11 protein-coding genes are annotated in these 18,952 nt (G+C 51.3%); 3 read left to right on the forward strand and 8 right to left on the reverse strand.

Annotated features, from left to right (window positions below):
• Positions 1 to 18: 18 nt before the first annotated feature.
• Entirely contained in the window at positions 19 to 528 is a 510-nt protein-coding gene (locus FPE01S_RS07885; protein ID WP_052955593.1) for an RICIN domain-containing protein, read from the reverse strand.
• A 76-nt stretch (positions 529 to 604) separates the two neighbouring features.
• Between FPE01S_RS07885 and FPE01S_RS07890 the strand changes: the two genes are divergently transcribed.
• A complete protein-coding gene (locus tag FPE01S_RS07890) occupies positions 605 to 1,339 on the forward strand; it encodes a hypothetical protein (RefSeq protein ID WP_046368202.1) in 735 nt (244 codons plus the stop codon).
• A 22-nt stretch (positions 1,340 to 1,361) separates the two neighbouring features.
• Here the strand turns inward: FPE01S_RS07890 and FPE01S_RS07895 are convergent, their stop codons facing one another.
• The 5 genes from FPE01S_RS07895 to FPE01S_RS07915 form a co-directional block, all read right to left on the reverse strand.
• On the reverse strand, positions 1,362 to 3,167 hold the full coding sequence (locus tag FPE01S_RS07895) for an adenylate/guanylate cyclase domain-containing protein (RefSeq protein WP_052955594.1): 1,806 nt from the start codon (positions 3,165 to 3,167) through the stop codon (positions 1,362 to 1,364).
• On the reverse strand, positions 3,167 to 3,547 hold the full coding sequence (locus FPE01S_RS07900; protein ID WP_046368203.1) for a response regulator transcription factor: 381 nt from the start codon (positions 3,545 to 3,547) through the stop codon (positions 3,167 to 3,169). Before FPE01S_RS07900 ends, FPE01S_RS07895 begins: the two co-directional genes overlap by 1 nt.
• Positions 3,548 to 3,633: 86 nt before the next feature.
• Positions 3,634 to 8,586, reverse strand: a complete 4,953-nt coding sequence (locus FPE01S_RS07905; RefSeq protein ID WP_169749139.1) for a response regulator — start codon at positions 8,584 to 8,586, stop codon at positions 3,634 to 3,636.
• A gap of 122 nt (positions 8,587 to 8,708) precedes the next feature.
• On the reverse strand, positions 8,709 to 9,176 hold the full coding sequence (locus tag FPE01S_RS07910; protein WP_046368204.1) for a CYTH domain-containing protein: 468 nt from the start codon (positions 9,174 to 9,176) through the stop codon (positions 8,709 to 8,711).
• Positions 9,177 to 9,307: 131 nt separating this feature from the next.
• Positions 9,308 to 9,763, reverse strand: a complete 456-nt coding sequence (locus FPE01S_RS07915; RefSeq protein WP_046368205.1) for a type II toxin-antitoxin system RatA family toxin — start codon at positions 9,761 to 9,763, stop codon at positions 9,308 to 9,310.
• Between the two features lie 100 nt (positions 9,764 to 9,863).
• Here FPE01S_RS07915 and FPE01S_RS07920 point away from each other — a divergent pair, with 100 nt between their 5' ends.
• Together FPE01S_RS07920 and FPE01S_RS07925 are read left to right on the forward strand one after the other, a co-directional pair.
• Positions 9,864 to 11,462: a M60 family metallopeptidase gene (locus FPE01S_RS07920; protein WP_046368206.1), complete on the forward strand. Its 1,599-nt coding sequence runs from the start codon at positions 9,864 to 9,866 to the stop codon at positions 11,460 to 11,462.
• 3 nt (positions 11,463 to 11,465) lie between these two features.
• On the forward strand, positions 11,466 to 11,801 hold the full coding sequence (locus FPE01S_RS07925) for an EF-Tu C-terminal domain-related protein (RefSeq protein ID WP_052955596.1): 336 nt from the start codon (positions 11,466 to 11,468) through the stop codon (positions 11,799 to 11,801).
• 479 nt (positions 11,802 to 12,280) lie between these two features.
• Here FPE01S_RS07925 and FPE01S_RS07930 read toward each other — a convergent pair whose 3' ends face one another.
• Positions 12,281 to 13,351, reverse strand: coding sequence for an IS110 family RNA-guided transposase (locus FPE01S_RS07930; RefSeq protein WP_046368781.1), 1,071 nt, complete (start codon positions 13,349 to 13,351; stop codon positions 12,281 to 12,283).
• Between the two features lie 170 nt (positions 13,352 to 13,521).
• Positions 13,522 to 18,945, reverse strand: a complete 5,424-nt coding sequence (locus FPE01S_RS07935) for an alpha-2-macroglobulin family protein (RefSeq protein ID WP_046368207.1) — start codon at positions 18,943 to 18,945, stop codon at positions 13,522 to 13,524.
• Positions 18,946 to 18,952 lie beyond the last annotated feature (7 nt).

The raw sequence follows: 18,952 nt of genomic DNA on the forward strand, positions 1-18,952 counted from the left end.
CGGACCTGCTGGCGGTTATCATATTGTCGGATGCTGTTCGTGTAATGTCCAGAGTTGATTTTTCGTTTCGGTAAATGTTGCCAGGTAAACCGGGTCATTCGTGCCGGCACTGGCGCTCATGGTCATATACAGACCAGTATTCTTGTGCCGGATGCGATACTGGTCTTTTCCTGCCGGAATAAATTCATACAACTGGCTGGCACTGCCTTTTTGAACCTGCTGTTCAAAAAGTTCCTGTGCACTGGCTTGTTGCTTCGTGTGGTTACTGCCGGCAAGTCCCAGTGTCTTATGTGAAAAGAGGTTGACCAGCTGCCAGGTAGTTCCTGCATCAGGTTTTAATTCCCAGGTAACACATTTCCAGTTCACAGGATCATAGGCAACGATCGGTGTTCCTTCGGCGCTATTGGCATCTTTGATGCGCACATACATGCCGGTCTCCACATTTTTCAGGGCGAAAGTTCCGGGCTTTACCTGTGCGAGTGCATCGTTTGTTAAGAAGAGGAGGAAAGAAAATAGTATTGCTTTCATATACAGAATTTGTACAGACAGCAGCTATTCCAAGATACAGAATAAATGGGTACTTTAGTTACAAACCTGAACTCCTTTGAATTTCTGCGAAACCTTTCACAATCGTGTACGTGTATCACTGGTCACCCTTTTTGTAGCTCAATCGATTAGTGTCAATGCACAAGATTTCCGCCCGGTGGATAAAAAGGAATTTAAACAATGCCTGAAGGTGCTTGACCAATTCGACACCACCGATGTTTTCAAAAACTATTTTTGCGAAAACGCTTCAGAAAGGATTGGAGACTATTACCATGAAAAAGGTGATTTTCTCAAAGCAATCGCCTACTATGATTCTGCTGATAACAAGTACAGGAATGCAGCCCAATTCTGCGGAAATGGGGATTATATTTTTTTCGTACCCAGAAAATTCAAGGTTTCAAAATGTTATAAGCTTCTTGGAGATACGAAAGCGGCGCTTGCTGTGATAACTCCCCTTGTCTTTGATGAATTCATTTCAGGATATGTTGACAGTACAATGTTGGAATACTATGTCTCCTTGCTTTACAGCCAATTCACCCGGGAGGAGATCAGGAAGGAAATTCAGATTACCGTTAATCAGCTGGCTTATATCACTGAACCGGTTTCGTTGGGAGACGGCCCCAAAGATTATATTAAGATAAGCTGCACCCTGAAGTTTTTTGAATACAACCTGGAATTCGCCACGCATATTTTTAAGTCTTCGGCTGCCGGGAGTATGCCATTGCTCTTCACCCGAACCTATTACCTGGAACAGGTACCGAATTTGCCAATCTACAAGCGAATAATGGAATGATTTTCGGGCTGTTGGTCGCGAATTACTTCTCCCACATCTCTTCTACACCATCCCAGTCATCAGGCACACCCGTGCTGATGTATTTGGCTGTTTTTCCCAGGAAGAAATGTGCAGTGAGATCGTCGGGATTCTGTTCGATCACCTGCTGGAAGGAAAGGAAGGCATTGGTGAAGGAGCGATGCAGGTAACTGTTGATAGCATGATTGAACAACTCCAGGGTCGCCAACTTTTTCGGCTGGGCGATGTCGGTGCGCGTACCATTCGACGAAACGCCCGATGTTTCGGCAGGTGCGGTCGCTGAAGGGGGTTCAGGGTAACTGCTGCGTCTGGGTTGTTCAGCAATATGGGCGGAGGGTTCGGCGATAAAGCAATCAAAAATCCCGATGGATTCTTTTTTTCCTTTCACCTGTACCTTGCCCAGCGGCCGTAAATGGAATGGCGCGTCTGTTTCAATGCCACGGGCACAGGCTTCCGTCACCAGTATATCTGCTTTATAATACTTGGTCAGGCTCTCAATGCGGGAAGCCGTATTGACGGTGTCGGAGATCGTGGCGGCATCCAGGCGCTCGTCATCACCTGTAATTCCCATGATGAGCGGGCCAGTATGCATGCCAATGCCGATCTGGATATGCGGATAATTCTTTTCGTGCCGGCGGCTGTTCAGGTCGGCAACCGCCTGCTGCATTTCCAGCGCCGCTTCAATGGCGTCCTGTGGCACCAGCGGGAAGATCGCCATGATGGCATCGCCCAGGTACTGGTTGATAAAACCATTGTGCTTCCGGATGATCGGTCCCATCTTTTCATTGAAGGAACAGATAAACCCGAAATTGTCTTCCGGTGTCATCTTTTCCGAGAGCGTCGCGAAACTCCGGATATCCGTAAATAGAACGGTCACCACTTTCTCCACCTGGTCGCCCAGTTTCACATCCGTAATCCGTTCATGTCCGAGTGACCCGATAAAGGCATACGGCACAAATTTCTCGGCTGCCTGGTATACCCGCCGCATGGCCTGTTCCCGCTCCTGGGCCTCGCGGATGCTTTTCTCATACAACAATGAGTTTTCGATAGAGGCCGAACATTGCAGTGCGAAAGTCACCAGCAATTTGAGATCAGAAGCTGTAAAGGCGGGAGATTGATGTGCAGCCAGTATCACGGCGCCCATCACACGATGTTTCACTTTCAGGGCAGCGTACAAAATGGTTTGTACTTCCGGCGGCACCAGGTTGGCGCTCCACTCCGGATGGGAGCTGTCTATAATCTCAGACTGCCCGCTCTTAAAGATTCGCACCAGGGCATCGAGGTGCTGGTTGAGGTCTTCGCCTTCGGGAAAGAATTCACCTCTTCCGGCAGCCAGCTCCAGTTGCTGCGTGGTCTCGTTCCACAATACGATCGCTGCCCGGTCGTAAGGAATCACCCGTTGCGCTTCTTCCAGGGTTGTCATGGCAATGGCATTCAGACCGATGGACTGTGCCAGCTTCTCAGAAAAGTTAAAGATCTGGTTTACCTCCCTGTACAGGCTCAGCACCTCATTGCCCACTTTTTTCCGCTCCGCTTCCTTGTCCGCAAAAAGGCTGATCAGCGCTGCCACCAACTGTGCCTGCGGATTGCCGTTCACCCACCCGATCGTTTCTTCGTCGCAGCAGATGGGAAATCGACTGGTGTTGTCAGGAAAGGGTGTGCCACCAGGTAAAGGGTCGACAGCCAGCAGCGATGTACCGGCCAGATCCTCCACATTCACGGGAATGCCCATGCGCTCGATCAGCGAGAGCAGCTTCGCGGACGCGGCATGCCGCCGGTGGATGATATTTTTCAGCTGTATCGGTGCCATCACGATAATCCCAGTACAGAACGCGCTTTGCTGAGGATTACTTCGGGGTCAAAGGGTTTGGTCATGTAGATGTCCGCACCCACGTCCTGCCCTTTTTGGCGATCGAGTTCCTGCCCCTTTGCCGTCAGGAGGATGATGTACACATCAGTCAGCGATAATTCCTTTTTTACGCGGCGGCAAACCTCCATGCCATTGAGCTTCGGCATCATCACATCAAGAAAAACCAGCTGGGGTTGCTCCGCCTGGATAATCTCCAGCGCTTCTTCACCATTTGAAGCGGTGAAGAACAATACGCCGTCATCTTCCAGTTCTTCCAGGGTTTGCTCGATCAGCATCCGGATGTGTGGTTCATCGTCGACGATCAGTATTTTTTGGTCCATGCTTAATTTCAGTTTATAAGTTTAGCGGTTTAATTGATTCGCCCACCTACGCTAAAGCTTCGGTGGGTGATATATTGCAGAAGTGGTTATTGATAGACGAGGAAGAGTACGTTCTCCATGCCTTTTTCGAAGCGGAGCGACTGTACGATTTCCTGGTTGCCTGACAGCAGTGAATTGATGATCACAATATCGGGCTGTGCAGAAACAACTTTTTCGGCTAGTTCCTGCCCGTCGGATTCCACCACTACATATCCTTTCGCCTGCAATACTTCACTCAGTGTTTTGATGGCCGCACTGTCTTCATCTACCACCAATACTTTCTTCCTCGATTTACCCTGTTCGAGTAAGTGTCCCACTTCTGCAAACAGCTCAGCTGTATTGATCGGCTTGGTCAGGTAGCGGTCTACCCCGATGCGATACCCGCGGGCCTTGTCCTGCACGATAGACAATACAATGATCGGGATGTCCATGGTCTGCGGATCATTCTTCAGGATCGCGGCCACATCAAAGCCATTCATCTCGGGCATCATCACATCGAGGATCACAAGATCCGGCCGTTGTTTACGGATCGCGGCAATGGCTTCCTTACCATTAGTTGCAGCATCCACCTGGTAGCCGGCATCACTGAGCTCCTGCTGCAGTAATGACCGGATGGAATTGTCGTCATCCACCACGAGAATGGTTGCTGTGCCATTGTGCAGGGCAGTGGCGGCCATCTGTTCGCGGAGTTGCTGCAACAGTGAATCGAACTGCAGGGGCTTCCGGCTTCCGGCGGTCTCCTGGATCAACGGAAGCGAAAAGATGAAGGTACTGCCCTTGCCGATCTCGCTTTCCAACCAGATTTTACCACCGTGGTGTTCGATAATTTCTTTGCAGATGGGCAATCCCAGGCCGGTCCCTTTTGGCTTGTCGGTAAGCGTATCTCCGCCCACCTGCTTGAATTGTTCAAACACAGCGTCATGATCTTCCGGCGCAATACCGATACCCGTATCGTGCACACTCATTTCCAGGTGATCGCCATTCACCCTGGCACTGCAGGTAATCTTACCATCGCCGGTAAACTTAACAGCATTTGAAATCAGGTTTACTACCACCTGGATCAGTTTGTCGTGGTCGCCTGTCACGAAAGGCAAATCGGCCGGAATATCCTTTTCAAGGGGTAGTTTTTTCTGTTCAAAGAGAGAAGACGTTGCGGCAATAGCCCTTTCCATCACTTCGCCCATCGACACCTGTCCCATATTCCATTCCATCTTTCCGGCTTCAATCTTGGCCAGGTCCAGCACGTCATTGATGAGGTTGGTCAGCCGCTCGCCTTCAGAGATCACTACATCGAGGTTCTCGCTAACCTGTGCGGCAGTTTTACCGGTACGGGGATCAGACGCATCGATATTCGGGAACACTTTTTCTTCCAGGCGTTTCTTGATGATCTTGGCAAACCCCAGCACAGAAGTGAGGGGCGTGCGGAGTTCATGGCTGACGGTACTCAGGAAGGCGCTCTTGGCAGTATTGGCTTTTTCGGCGATCTGGCGGGCTTCTTCGGCCTCCAGCTTGGCAGATTGCACCTCATCAAAAAGTTTGGCTTTGCGGATCGCCATCCCTACCGATGCCGCGATCGTGGTGAGCAGCCGCTGGTCATCGGACGTGAACCGGTTGGCCTGGGAGGTGGACTGCACGCTGAGCACGCCGATCACTTCTTCCCCCACCGGAATGGGCACCCCGAGATAGGAAGCGGCAGGTATGCCCACCGGTGCAATACCCAGCCGGTCGCCGGCACGGGTCACATCGCCATTGATCAGGAGCGGTTCGCCGGAATTGATGATCCTGGAGGTCAGTCCTTCTCCGAGTCGCAACGGCGCCATATTATCCCCAACCTGGTACGGGAAGGAGATGATCTGGGTCTTTCTGTCGAGCAAAGCAATATAAACGATGTCGGCTTTGAAGAGTTCCAGCAGGTGATCACCCACCAGCTTGATGAGTCCGTCGAGACTAAGCTGCGACACGAGCGCTTTGCTAATATGGTTCACGGTGCTGAGCTCACTGGCGCGCTGGGTGGTTTCGGCAAAGAGCCTTGCATTCTGGAGGGCAACACTAAGGCTGTTGGCCAGGGTTTCCACCAGGCGGATATCCGGTTCCGTAAAGGCATTTTCCTTGTTGTGGTCGATGAGCCCGATATAGTGCGTGATGTTTTCTCCTGTGGTGAGCGGAATATAAAAGGCTGATTTAGGCGGGGTGGAGGATGCACTGAGCGATGCCGCACCTTGTGAACCGTTGGTGATCACTTTCTGGTTTTGCCGGAACAGGCTCGCCCTTTCGGGATCCAGCTTGCGGGGTTCCGGATAGATCCTTTTCCCGTTTTCGGCTGCATAGGCGAAGGATTCCCGGCTGGTTTGCGGGTCAATTTGTGCGATCACCACTTCCTGGTTACTAAATACCTCACGAAGGCGGTCGCCGACCAGTTCATAGATGTTCTGCACTTTCATTTCCCGCACGAGGGCTTCCTGTACGCTGTTGATCACGGCCAATTCTTCCACGCGCTGGCTGAGCTGGTAAGTGCGTTCAGATACGATCTTTTCCAGTTCCTTATGCTTATCACGCAGGTGCCGGGTGCGGTAACGAATCAGGCCATACAGAATACCGATCCCCACCAGTGCATAAAGGGCATATGCCCACCAGGTGCGCCACCAGGGTGGCAGGATGGTAAACGAATACACTGCTTCTTCACTCACTTTCCGGAATACGTTTTGGGCGCGTACATGGAAATGATAGGTCCCTTCCGGCAGGTTGGTGTATTCCTTGTAATAGGTATTGTCCCAGCTGCTCCATTCTGATTCAAAGCCTTCGAGCCAGCTCTGGTAAACCGTCTTGTCTTCTTTTTCATAAAACGGTGCGGCAAATTCAAAACGGAGGGCGTTATCCTTATACGGAAGAGAAATGGACTTCTCCTGTGCGGGACCTAGTTCAACCGGCTGGTTATTGGCGGTAACACGCCTGATCAGGGTGGAATATGACTGGTCAAAATCCTTTTGGATCTTGCTGTCGAACCGTACGATTCCGTCGGTGGTACAAAACCAGATGATGCCGTCCTTATCGGGATAGATCTTGGAAAGGGTGGACTGTTCAGCAATGGGCAACAGGGTGCGGCTGTCAAGTGCATACCGGCCATCTGCCTGTTTTGTGGCGATCACCGTTTCGGTACCGAACCTGATCCAGATCCGACCGGTCTCATCTTCCACCATTTCGAATTGTTCCAGGCCCTTTCCGCTCCATTTGCCGAAAAGGGTGTCTTTGTAAAATTTTTCAGTTTGCCGGTCAAACCGGTAGATGGCAGAATCTGCAGGAAAGAAGTTGTCACCCGCTACCCGCCAGACACCACCTAGCGCTGATTTTAGTCCCTGAGCCTCTCCGAACTGCCGGTAGGTGAATCTCCCCAGGTCGGGATAACCATTCTGATCAAAAGCCGGCATAATCATATAAGCGTTGCCGTTCTGGGAACCGGCCCAGAAGGTGCTGTCATTTTTACCGGCATGTTCTGCGAAAGTCCAGATCTGATCCTGCAGTTTGGGAACCCTGCCGATATATTTAAACACCTCCCCCGGCTTATCCCTTGCAAAGACCGCTACGCCGAAGGTGGATCCGGCCAGCATCATGTTCGGATACATTTGCGGATGGACGTTTCCCGTGATCTGCAGGTCGCCGCCATTGGATGCGGCGACTACTTTCACCTTGCCGTTTTCTATCATGAACATGCCATCTGAAGGCACATACAGTCTGTTGTCAGATTGCGTGAGATTGAAGGTCTGGTTTTGCGGAATGTCGTTGACTGGCTCGAAAAACCGGCGGGATGAATCGAACCTGATCAGTCCGTTGGTGGTTCCGACCCAGAGTGCTCCCTGGTAGCGGATCATGCCCAGTGTTGCAGTGACGACGCCGCTCTGGATATTAAAAGTGGAAAACGGGGAAGCCAGTTCCACTTTAGAAATTCCGTTGTCCAATGCCAGCCAGATATTGCCTTTGCTGTCGGGGTACATGGCATACACCGATTCATCCTGCATACCTGTAGCGCGGTTCAGCATCTGGATGATCTTTCCAGTACTGTCTACGATGGCCAGGCCCCTGCCTGTAGTGGAAAAGGCATAATTGCCATTGGCGAACTGTAGACCTTTGTACAGGGTTGAGTTAGTCACCAGGTCGTTAACGTCCGACCGGAAGGGCGTGAAAGTAGTTCCATCATAAAGATAGAGTCCGCTATAGAAGAGGCCGATAAGGTATTTGTCTTTTCCGTAAGGCACCATTACCTGCATGCGCTCCTTGCCGGCGAATTCACTGCCGGGGATCAGCTGGAGTTTGTCGTCGACCAGTTGCAGAATTCCAACGTTCTGTTCGTGAACGAAGAATTTACCATTTACATAAAAGGAATACATGAACCGGGTAGAAGGTGTCCAGGTTTTGACCTCATTTTTTGCATTGATGCGGAAGATGCGTTCGCGGCTCTGAAAATAGATGCCTTCGTCGGAGGTGTAAATGGACCAGACATCAAAGAAGTTGCGGAGCGAATCAGGTACCAGGTGCAACAGCGAGACAAGGCTTGTCTGGCCCACACTGTCTTTGTCGAGATACCCGAAATTGCCCAGGTCGCCGAAGTAGATCCGGCCGTTTTTGTCCTTTGCGAAGCAGCGGATAAGGCCGTTTCCGGTAGCGTTGGTAAAGGTTTTGCGCCAGCGGACCCCGTCGTATTCCAGCAGGTTGCTCTGTACGCCGAAGTACATGATGCCATCATTTCCCTCGATCACTGAAAAGCTCTGGGAGGATGCCTTATACGTTTTCGGATTGTAGTTGGTGATGAAGGGCAGGCCCTTTTCCGGGTTATTCTGTGCGCGGGCGGGAACCGGCAGCAGCGTAGTCAGGGTGGTCAGGCTGATCAGGATGATCGGGATGGTCAGACTGACAGCGATTCTTTTAACAGCAATACAGGTAGCGGTCAGAAATGCTTTTGCGGGCCGGCGGCAGGGCGATGGCAGCAACGGGCAGGGTTGTCCCATGGTGTAGGCGTTGGTTAACATACTGTCTGGAAGTGCAGGTGAAGTTTACCAGGGGACGAGCGCGTTTTCTCTATTTTACGCTAAAGCAGGGCGGCAGATAGGGTAAGTGAATATAAGTTTTTTTACCAGCTTTTAAAAGGCCTGCGGCTCAGGCTGGCATTGTAATATTTTTCTTCTTCGGTTACTTCGCGGCCGATCCAGCCTGGCAGTTCAAATTGCTCATTTTCATCGTCCAGTTCAATTTCCGCAACAATGAGGCCTTCGTTGTCCCCCAGGAAAACATCCACCTCCCATGTTTGCCTGGCGTGTTCAACCAGGTAGCGCCTTTTGGCGATGATATTGTCACAGAGGGTGTCCAGCAGAGTTTCCGCGTCTTCCCTGGGGATGGTGTATTCAAATTCAGCCCGGGCTGCACCCGTGGAAATGCCTTTAATGGTAAGAAAGCCTTCTTTTTCCGTTGCCCGCACGCGAACGATCCTTTTGGGATCAGCAGAAATATAACCCTGCCGGAGATAAGAAAATTCATTAGCCGCCAGCTGCCACCAGCGTGCGTCATCAACCAGGAATTTTCTTTCTATTTCTACGCCCATGTTATTCAGAAATTCTTGATGCCATCAGCAGGATATTCCAAAGTGCGAACAGATCGTTCCCTTTAGACGCGTGCAAGGTAGTGCTTTGGTCATCCATCCGACTAGTTATGGTATTCAAATTGCCCGGCTCGTCACTGTAGCGCTTCAAATGACGGTGCTTCCAGGGCTTTTTTCAGGTCTGCCAATCGTTGCTGCACATTCGCCTGAAGGTTTCTTTTGACTGGCGCGCTGATGAGATTTAAAGGAAAACGCAGGGCGAATGAATACAGGAAAACTACTTCCGTTTGTGCTGGTGTGATGGCTTTAAAATTCCAGGAGCCCAGGAACGATCTGAAAAACCAGGGCCCGGATGTCATTTTGATAGCAGTTTGTTTCGGCCTGTTGAAGGTGACATATTTAGTTACCATGCCGAGGCCGTTTTTAGCAACACAGTATGCTTTGACACCGATGCCGGCTGTAGTTACACCATCCATCAGGTCGGCGCGTTTCAGGAATGTGTCCCAGCTGAGCCGCCGGCTGTAGTCCTGAGTATAGTCGAAGGCGGTGACAGCACTGCAGTTGATGATGATTCGCTCCGTAAATTTCATGTGACTACATGGATTAGCAGCTGCAAGCTATCAAATTCATGCAATCGTTTGTACGCTCAACTGGGACACTGCGGGGTTATTTTCAGGAAAATATTGCTGCATGATCCGCTTCCGCCTGGTTGGCGCCCTGCTACTGTTCACCGCTGGCAGTTTCGCCCAATCTGCTTCTATAACGAGTGCTTCGCTTCCCGTTGACGCTGACGTTCAGCAGGACCTGAAAGTATTCCGTGACCCTCTTGCTACCCGGTTAAAATCAGGTATAACGGCTGCTACAGTAACGGCCATGAAAAATGAACAGCTGCGACGGGTAGCCCAACAGCTCCTCGACAAGAAGTATGCAACGCAATACCGGCTCGCGACCTATCATGCTTTTCTTTCCCCCACTACCCTGGGCGAACAACTTATGATCGGTGACGGCTACAGCAAATATGAAAACATTACCGGCATCTTTCTGCCTGCCGGCAGGCATGTGGTGCTGGTAGAAATGCCCAAGGGAAAAGATGTCGGCCTGCTCATCCCCAACTGGAACCGCCGCGCACCGGCCGGTATCGAACCCACGGAAGATCCCGCCGGTTGGGGGATTATCCGCCAGGAATTCAAACTGCATGCGGGCGTTAACGTGATCGAAGTGAAAGAAGCCGGTGGTCTGGCTTACCTCGATTACTATTCCGATCAGCCGAAAAAAGAAAAAGCCATCACGGTCCATTTTGTAAACGGTGCAGTCAATGGCTATTTTGACATTGCCAAAAACACCGACCAGGATTGGAACAACCTGATCGATCATGCGGTTTACCCGGTGATCGATGCCCGGGGAAAACATATCCAGATCGTTTATCCTGCTGCCGCCTGCAAACAATATGCGTACAACCGTGGTAAGGAACTGATCAGCAATTATGATTCACTGGTTTACCGGCAGCATCGCCTGCTGGGACTGATCAAATACAATAAGGTTCCGGAAAACCATATCCTCGCCCGCGTGAATTACAATTACTACATGTTCCGTGATGGCGATGGTGTTGCGTATATGGGCACACAGCCGGGCAATGCCATGCCGCTGGTAGTGGATCCCAGCCGTGTGATCAAAGGCGATCCCTGCTGGGGCTTCAGCCATGAAGTGGGCCATGTGCACCAGGTGCGCCCGGCACTGAACTGGGGCGGACTGGGTGAAGTGAGCAATAATATCTTCTCGCTTTACGTCACTACTTCCTTCGGCAACCGCAGCCGCGTATCGGAACAGAAGAATTACCAGAAATCCAAAGACAGCATCATCGCGCGCCGCATCTGTTACCTGCAGGACAAAGACGTATTCAACCGTGTGATTCCTTTCTGGCAACTGCAACTTTATTTTGCCGGTCCCGGTGCCTACGCCGATTTCTACCCCGATCTTTTTGAAGCCTTCCGTCGCCAGGGTGCAGCTGCTGAGAATGGCAAATCCGGCAAAGGCGGTTGGGGAGACAGGGGTGATAATCCTGCAGTATTTCAGCTCGAGTTTGTGAAAACGGTATGTGAAGTCAGCAAGACCGATCTTACTGAATTCTTTGAACAGTATGGATTCTTTTACACCGGTGAATTTCAGTACGACGACTACGGCGATTATCATTATAAGCTGACGCCGGAAATGGCTGAAGCCTGCAAGGCTTCCATCCGTGCGATGAATCTGCCCAAACCCAAAGTTGATCTCACCACCCTTAGCGATTAAGCCATGCACGACCTGATTACGATTACTGCCAGAATAGATTTGGTAGCCACCCGGGACGGTGGAAGACAGAAAGGTATCCGAAGTGGATACCGTCCGAACCACGTTTTTGAGAAGCCGCTGGTAGCCGGAAAACTGACCTCCTATCTCGGGGAGATAAAATTTGACGACAAAGAAACGCTTGAGCCCGGTCGCAGCCGGGTGGTGCGCGTGCAGTTCCTGAAAGTGCCCGCTGTAAAACGGTTTATGAAGCCGATGCGCCGCTGGTACCTGCATGAGGGAACGAAACTTGTGGGTTATGGAACGATTCTGGAAGTGAAGGGGGAGCAGGAAAGTAAATAACGGTTTGAGGTCTGAAGTTTGGGGTTTGAGGTTGGGTTTGAAGTTGACAATATCCAACCCACAAACAAAATCATACGGGTTTACCTTTTGCCCTGGCATGGCTTCTTCCTGCGGTCTCCCGGCCGCAGGCCGGTAAACTTTTCGGCTACTCGAAATACCACCTAATAAAACTAATCGGCACCTCCGCAACAAAACCAAATTCTTCTTTGCGCCTCCTATGTTTCATCTGATTGGGTTTTGCTTTTGGATAGGCTTTGTACTGCTGTAATAAATTCACTCTCCTATTGGCAGACAGGCAGTTGGCCGCTGCAGGATTTTGTTCAGGTTCATTAGAAGCTGCGCACTCTTTGCTAGGCAGACGATCCTTGTTGGTTGCTGCAGGCGCAAATTAACGTTGGCAGCTTTTTGGAAAATTTTATTTCGCAGCAAAAGTTTTAATCCGTTTCCCTATAAAACTAGATACCTATACTTTGGCGCCATCAGGATACAGTTTCAATCTGATAGGGTTGTTCATTGATCAGTACAAAGCGGACCCGGTTCAGTAGTTTTTTGGCGATCCTCAGAATCGCCTTATTGTAGTGCATACGCCCCTTGAGTTGGTAGTATGACTGAGTGAGCGCGGGGTCTTTTGATATAGCCATCCAGGCACATTCTACCATTGTTTCCCGAAGCAAATGATTGCAGTGATGGGTAATGCCCTTTACGCTGCTTTTTTCTGCTGAAGAGTAAATGTCGGGTTTAAAACCTACATAACTGGCCAGGTGATCAAAGTTTTTGAACCTTCTGATATCCTCAAGTTCGGTAAGGATGATTAATGCGCTTAGCCACCCAATGCCGGGGATGGTCATGAGTAAACCCATTTGCTTTTGATAGGCATCACTTTTCGCCAGGGTTTTGAGCGCCCGGTTTACCTCTAAGAGTTGACCGCGGATGGCCTCTAACATGCTGAGTTTCACTTTTAAGGCAGCTCTACTGTGCCCGGGTAAATCCAGTTGCTCCAGCCACTTCAGGAACGCCCGGCTAAAATGAGTGCTTTTGGTGAAGTTTTCAGGAACAGCAACCCCCATAAAATCCAAAAACGAGTGAATCCGGTTCTTATAGCGGGTCTGGTCCTTCACCAGTTGCTCGCGGCTGCGCACCAGACTACGGTTCTCTATGGTAATGGGCTGTGGAATATGAATAAAGTTTAAAGAGCCCTTACTTAATTCCCAGGCTAATTTACGGCAGTCTGCCGGATCGGTCTTAAAGCGTCGGTTCTTATCGGTCTGAGGCACATCGGAGGCATGCACAATCCGGCAGTCGAAGCCTCTGCCACTCAGCTTCTGTTGCGTCCAATAGCCACTAAAACCGGCCTCATATACCAGTTGAATGCTGGCCCCCGGATAGGACTTGTTAAGGCGATCCGATAGCAATTCCGGATCCGGATTTTGGGTGTAGCACTGAAGCTCCCGATCGGCAGTCCGCAGGCAAACGCTCCAGGACTTTTTGTGTACATCAATACCACAAAAAATCGACTGACCGCCTAAGTCCAATTTCTTACCTTGTGTCATGGCTTCTGTTTTTAAGTGTGATAGATTGATTTTGACAACCAAAAGTTACACCTAATACAGAAGCTTCTTTATTGCTAATGAAAGCATGAAATCTCTGCTCCTTTGCGAGCCCAGCGTGAAAAAAAAGGACCCCGAAGGGGTCCTTTAAAATTTATCAGCAACACTGCGAGCTACTGCTCCACGATGATCCTTCCCGCCCCGTGGTAGCTATGGTATTCGCCATTGTACATCGCATCGGCACTTGCCGGGCCCATCTGGAACACTCCGGGAGAAACTGCCCGTACCGCATAGTAGTAGACCTGGCGGGAATCGTGCGCGTTCACGAAGAAATGGATGCGGTCATCCCGTACATCAAAAGCTGTTGGCGTATCACCGTCTTTGATCCAATCCATTCCGGGAATTTCTTTGGTCCGCGGATTCTCAATCTCAAATCCAGCGGGCAACAGATCAGTAAGTACAACGTTTTCTATGGATCCGCTGTAAGATTTTTCCAGGGTCAGTTGCACGATGATCAGGTCATTCTGTTTGAAGAGGTTGCCGCTTACCGGCGATCCGTTCCGTGTGAAGAAACGGCGACGGATCTTCAGGTAATTATCTTCCTCCTTATAGGCGCCCGTAGCGCTGATGCCTTCACTCTGCCACCAATAGTACAGTGAAGCGGATCCAGTGTTGTTGATGGAAACATTGTTGCTGCCCAGCTGACCCTGATCCAGGCTGAGCGCATTGTTGTCGATTTTGGCAACGCTTTTGCCACCGGCGGTGATGTTTCCGGAGGCGTTGCCACGGTTGGAAATCTCTGCAAGTTTGCCCATCGCCAGGAAGGCAAAGGCGCTTTCCTGCGTACTGTACCAGTAACGTTGTTTCAGCTGATTGACCAGCGCGCGCGCCATGGAACCTACCTGCGGGTGTTGCGGATCAACTTCCAACAGCGCATTCAGCGCGATGGCCAGGTCACGCACCGGGGAGTAAAAGCTACCGCCAGTTTGTGCTACTGATTCCTCGCCGGAAAATGCCGAGGGCAACATTTCGCGGAAGCGACTCTTGTCGCCTCCCAGGGCAAAAGCGGCTGCCAGCAGGTATTTGCTGTCCAGCGCCAGCTGTTCGGGACGGCTCTTGTAATAGTTCATCGTGGCGATATTGGGCCTGCCCGCAATGGCCAGCACATACAGGGAATAGGCCACCTCTTTCGGCGCGATCTTTTTCTGCTGGTCGCGGTTGTACCAGTACGTGATCATGGTTTTATTGGCAAGCCGGCCATTGATGTAATTCAGCAGGCCATTCAGCAGGCCGTCTTCCACATCGAAGCCGGCTTTCTTTGCCTCCAGCAGGAAGTGCGCGGCATAGATGCTGGCCCACCAGTTCTCCGTATCGGCATTATCCCACATCGTAACAGCACCCGTATACAACTGCCGCATTTTGATCTTGCGGATAGCTTCCTGCACGTTTGCCGTAGACATGCTCGCGGGTTTGACGGTAGTGGATGCAGCCCGGCCACCGTTATCCAGGGCGGATCGCCTTGCCAGCGCTGCCAGGTCGGCGAAATACAATTGGGGCAGTGCCGCCGAAACCGTCTGCTCTGTACAACCATATGGATATTGCACCAGGTAACCCAGCTGGTTCCCGATCTCCAGTACGGGACTCTTGCTCACAACGATTTTGTATTTGCCACCCGGCAGAAAGTCAGAAGTGCCGATCGCCACCTGTTTGGCAGCACCTGCAGGCAGCACACCGCTGCCGGACAGCTGTTGCAAAGTAGAGGCGGGCCGCACCGTGATGTCGGTCTCGTCCTGGTACTTTCCGGATGCCGTCGACACCTCAATGGAAATTTTACCGGCACCGATACCCGGAGCTGCCACCACCCGGAACACCGCCCGGGCTTCTGCGTTTGCGGGCAGGGTCACAGTAGTAGCCGCTTCGCCGAGCACCTGCAGCGGTCCCTCTACCCGGATGGTAGCCGTAGCATTGCCGCCGTTAGCCGTTGTATTGGTCAGCGTTACAGGAACGCTGATGGTGTCGCGGGGACTCAGGAAGCGCGGTAATGCTGTGCTGAGTACGAGGGGATCCGCCACTTTCATGGTTTTCTCGGCGGCACCGAACTGGTTTCCTTTAAAGGCAACAGCCATCAGGCGCACTTCACCGGAAAACTGCGGGATCTCAATATTGAAGCTGGCTTCCCCATTGCCACCAACGGTACTGAGCCCGCTCCAGTAGCTGAGGATTTTGATGCGCTTGTTCTGCATGGGGTTCACCCGCTGGTCCATTTTCAGGTCAGCATCACCACCGGAACTGCTGCGTTTTGCAGCCAGCTCAGGGAAAAGGAAGGGATAGATGTCGTAAGCATTCACACCCAATGCCCGCTGGGAGTAGAACCAGGCATAGGGGTCGGGACTATTGAATCCTGATACCTGGAGGACGCCGTTATCTACCGCAGCAAGTGTAACACGGCTGCCGGCGGGAGCTTTTACGGAGATCTTTTGTGTGAGCCTTGACCTGCTGCTGGCAGGGGCAACAATTTCAGTGGCAAGGCGGCGTGACCCATCCTGCAGAGGTACGTTGATGAAGCCGTGCGCAACCGTCAGGGGAATCTCGCTGGTGGTATGCGGCTTGAACAGGGTAGCGGTGATGTACACATTCGGCAGGTGTGCTTCCGTGAGGGGAAGGTCGAGCGTAGCGGTGCGGTTGGCAACATCCACATATTGATAACTCAGTACCTGGTCTTGTTCCATCGTCACCAGCATCCGGCCGCTGAAAGGCGTCTTGAACAGCACTTTTACCTTCTCACCGGCAGCATATTTTTCTTTGTCGAGCGCCATATCAATTTCGCCTTCCGTATTCACTTCGAAATCGTTCTGACCGCCGCCCCAGTAACCGTAACTGTAAAATTCACGGGCAACATAAGAGGCACTACCGGGAATGGCCACCCGCAATTCATAGTTGCCTGGCGTTCGGGGTACAAAACTGAACGCGGCATTTTCACCGGAAACCGTTACCTGCTGCTGGGCAATATTTCTTTCTTCCTTTTGTGAATCATACCGGAAATAGCCACCCTCTTTTGTCAGAACGGTGTGGTATTCCGTTTTAATCACGGTGACAGTTGCTGCAGCACCGCTTAGCAGTTTTCCTGTTTTGTCGAGTGCGATCAGCGGAAAGCGGATGGCCTGGTTCAGGGGAAAATAGTCATAACCATTCTCGCCAATGCCGAAAAATTTATCCTGCGTATAAATGCTGGCGACAGATTTGCGGCTTACCGGACGACCAGTTTCATCAAATACCGTCGTATAAAAGCTGGCCTGCAGCAAGCCGATGTTTTTATAGAGCTCCGGCACTGTATAACCTTCTGATGACTGGCCATTCTCATTGGTGGTACCTTCGCGGAGGTCTTTATCAAAAAAGCTGGTCTGATTCTGCAGGCCAAAATTGTAATTGCGGTATTTAGCGGAAGTGAATTGTTGCTGTTTCACCTGGATCTCCGTTTCATACTTGCGGTTGGCCGCCGGTGGCCCGAAGAAATTCACCGCGGAAATCGACAACAACGTTTTCTGACTGGCGATGAGTGATTCCTGGTCGAGTTTGGTGGTCACTTTGATCCTGTCGGGCACGAATTCTTCAATCATGAAGGGCATGCTGGTCAGCAGCACATCGTTGCCCGAATAAGCTTCCAGGGTATAGGTGCCGGTGATGGCTGCTGCCGGGATATCAATGGAACCATCGGTTCCCCCTTCGGCATCAAGGGTCTTGCGGAAATTTTTCAGCTCCTTGCCATTTGGCAGCAGGAACTTGAATTTCACGGGGATTTCGCCCGGCTGCTGCCACTGGTAATTGCGGGCAATAAAAGCGAAGTGCACCTGTTCGCCGGGGCGGTAGATATCGCGTTCGCCATAGAGGTAAGCATCCAGGCCGGTGCTGTTAAGCCGTTTCCCGCCCACTTCAAACCTCGAGGTATTGACACCGCTCTGGCTGAACAACAGGTAGTTGAAATCTCCGGCTGTTTTGGCAATCACGAGGGCGGGCTTAAAGCCGGCAAAAGGTTTTCGGGTATACGGGATCGTGGCAACACCATCAGCGTCCGTAGTACCCATGCCCAGCAACTGGTTGTTGGCACCATAAACGGTCACCTTCACATCAGCCAGTGCTTTTGCTGTCTGGATGCTGTTGGCAAAAACGAAAAGTTTGTCACGGCCTTCTTTTGTGATCAGGCCGATATCAGACAGGGAAATAAAACGGCTGTCGTTGATCCAGTAATCTTCGGTAGAGCGGATCTTGATATGGTAGCTGCCTTTGTCGTCGGGAAGGCGGTCGGTAATATTGAACTGGAAGAGACGGGTGCCATTGGAAAGCGGCAGGGAACGGGTGTCGATCTCCTGTTCATAGATAATATCACCCAGGGTGGCATCACCACCACTTTCATATTCGTACTCCTCATTTTCCTGTCCGCGTTCGTCCGGGTAATATCCATAGCGCCTTGCTGCAATGAGATTGCTCTCATAGATCTTCGAGACGATCACCTTTACTTTGGCCACATTGGTGATGCGTACCGCAATATTCCGGTTGCCATTGGCGGACAGGTACAGGCCCTTGCTTCCTTCAAAGCTGATGGCTGGTTCGAGCTGACCAAAAGCGATGCTGTTTTTGTAGGATTCCCGCAGCGTACCGCCAAGGCGGCCGCGCAGTTTATTGTTGAGGCTGATCTCATAGGCGTCTTCCATTTTGAAAGCGTCCGAACTGATCACAAAACCGTCGTCAGTAGCTTCCGCAGAAAACTTCAGGGCCGGATCAAAGCGAACGGCACTATTAATCGTTGACGCTTCGACCGGTTGACTGGTAGTCACATAAACCTTGCCGACGGTTCCGTCATGTTCGGTGCGGAGGTCCTGGATCAACAACACAAACGGCGAGGGCAACAGTAATTCTGAAGCCTGGGCTTCCGTAGTGGGATTGGAACCACCCGGGGGGAGTAATCCTTTTTCGAGGGTTACCTTCAGCAGCACATCTTTGTCTGCGGGCGTTAGGGAAGGCAACCGTAACTGGATGTCTTCCGTAGTACCCGTGGTAACTGCCTGGTAGTCGACAGCCTTGCCATCTGCGGTGACAGATAGTTTGTCTCTCAGCTGTGCGGCATCCACGGCGTAATTGAAATGCAGGCTCACCTGCGCAACAGCGCGCCGGCTGCTTTCTTCTGCAACGGCCCAGGAAGCGAGGCTGGATTCAAGGGAAAGGCCGGGAGTAGAGAAGGTGATCTCATTTCCCTTGTCAAACCCGGAAAAGCTGGAATTCGCGAGCAGCGCTTTGGTAAATTGCGCCTTATAAGTGGTGGCAGGTTTTAAAGGCTGTGCAGGGGAAAAGACAAGCAGATCCGGACTTTCCCAGCGGAATCTGCCCCTGATTTCCGGTTCAAAGCGGATGTACGCTGTCGAGTCCCACCGGTTGAGCAGGGAGTCTTTTACTAAGGGATGGTTAAATCGGAAAGTAAGGTTCTGTAAAGGTTGTACAGGTTTTCCGGCATTTGTAAATTCAACGGAAACAGTGGAACGGTTACAGGACAAGGTGATTACTGCAAGGCATGCAAGCAGTAAACGCAACGGTTTGGTGAACATAAGAGGG

The organism is Flavihumibacter petaseus NBRC 106054, assembly GCF_000974785.1.
Classification (GTDB): Bacteria; Bacteroidota; Bacteroidia; order Chitinophagales; family Chitinophagaceae; genus Flavihumibacter; species Flavihumibacter petaseus.

Bases quoted from the DNA above. Each gene is read 5' to 3' on its own strand.
- FPE01S_RS07885 (WP_052955593.1), bottom strand. From the start codon at position 528: ATGAAAGCAATACTATTTTCTTTCCTCCTCTTCTTAACAAACGATGCA.
- FPE01S_RS07895 (WP_052955594.1), bottom strand. From the start codon at position 3,167: ATGGCACCGATACAGCTGAAAAATATCATCCACCGGCGGCATGCCGCG.
- FPE01S_RS07900 (WP_046368203.1), bottom strand. From the start codon at position 3,547: ATGGACCAAAAAATACTGATCGTCGACGATGAACCACACATCCGGATG.
- FPE01S_RS07905 (WP_169749139.1), bottom strand. From the start codon at position 8,586: ATGGGACAACCCTGCCCGTTGCTGCCATCGCCCTGCCGCCGGCCCGCA.
- FPE01S_RS07910 (WP_046368204.1), bottom strand. From the start codon at position 9,176: ATGGGCGTAGAAATAGAAAGAAAATTCCTGGTTGATGACGCACGCTGG.
- FPE01S_RS07915 (WP_046368205.1), bottom strand. From the start codon at position 9,763: ATGAAATTTACGGAGCGAATCATCATCAACTGCAGTGCTGTCACCGCC.
- FPE01S_RS07920 (WP_046368206.1), top strand. From the start codon at position 9,864: ATGATCCGCTTCCGCCTGGTTGGCGCCCTGCTACTGTTCACCGCTGGC.
- FPE01S_RS07925 (WP_052955596.1), top strand. From the start codon at position 11,466: ATGCACGACCTGATTACGATTACTGCCAGAATAGATTTGGTAGCCACC.
- FPE01S_RS07930 (WP_046368781.1), bottom strand. From the start codon at position 13,351: ATGACACAAGGTAAGAAATTGGACTTAGGCGGTCAGTCGATTTTTTGT.
- FPE01S_RS07935 (WP_046368207.1), bottom strand. From the start codon at position 18,945: ATGTTCACCAAACCGTTGCGTTTACTGCTTGCATGCCTTGCAGTAATC.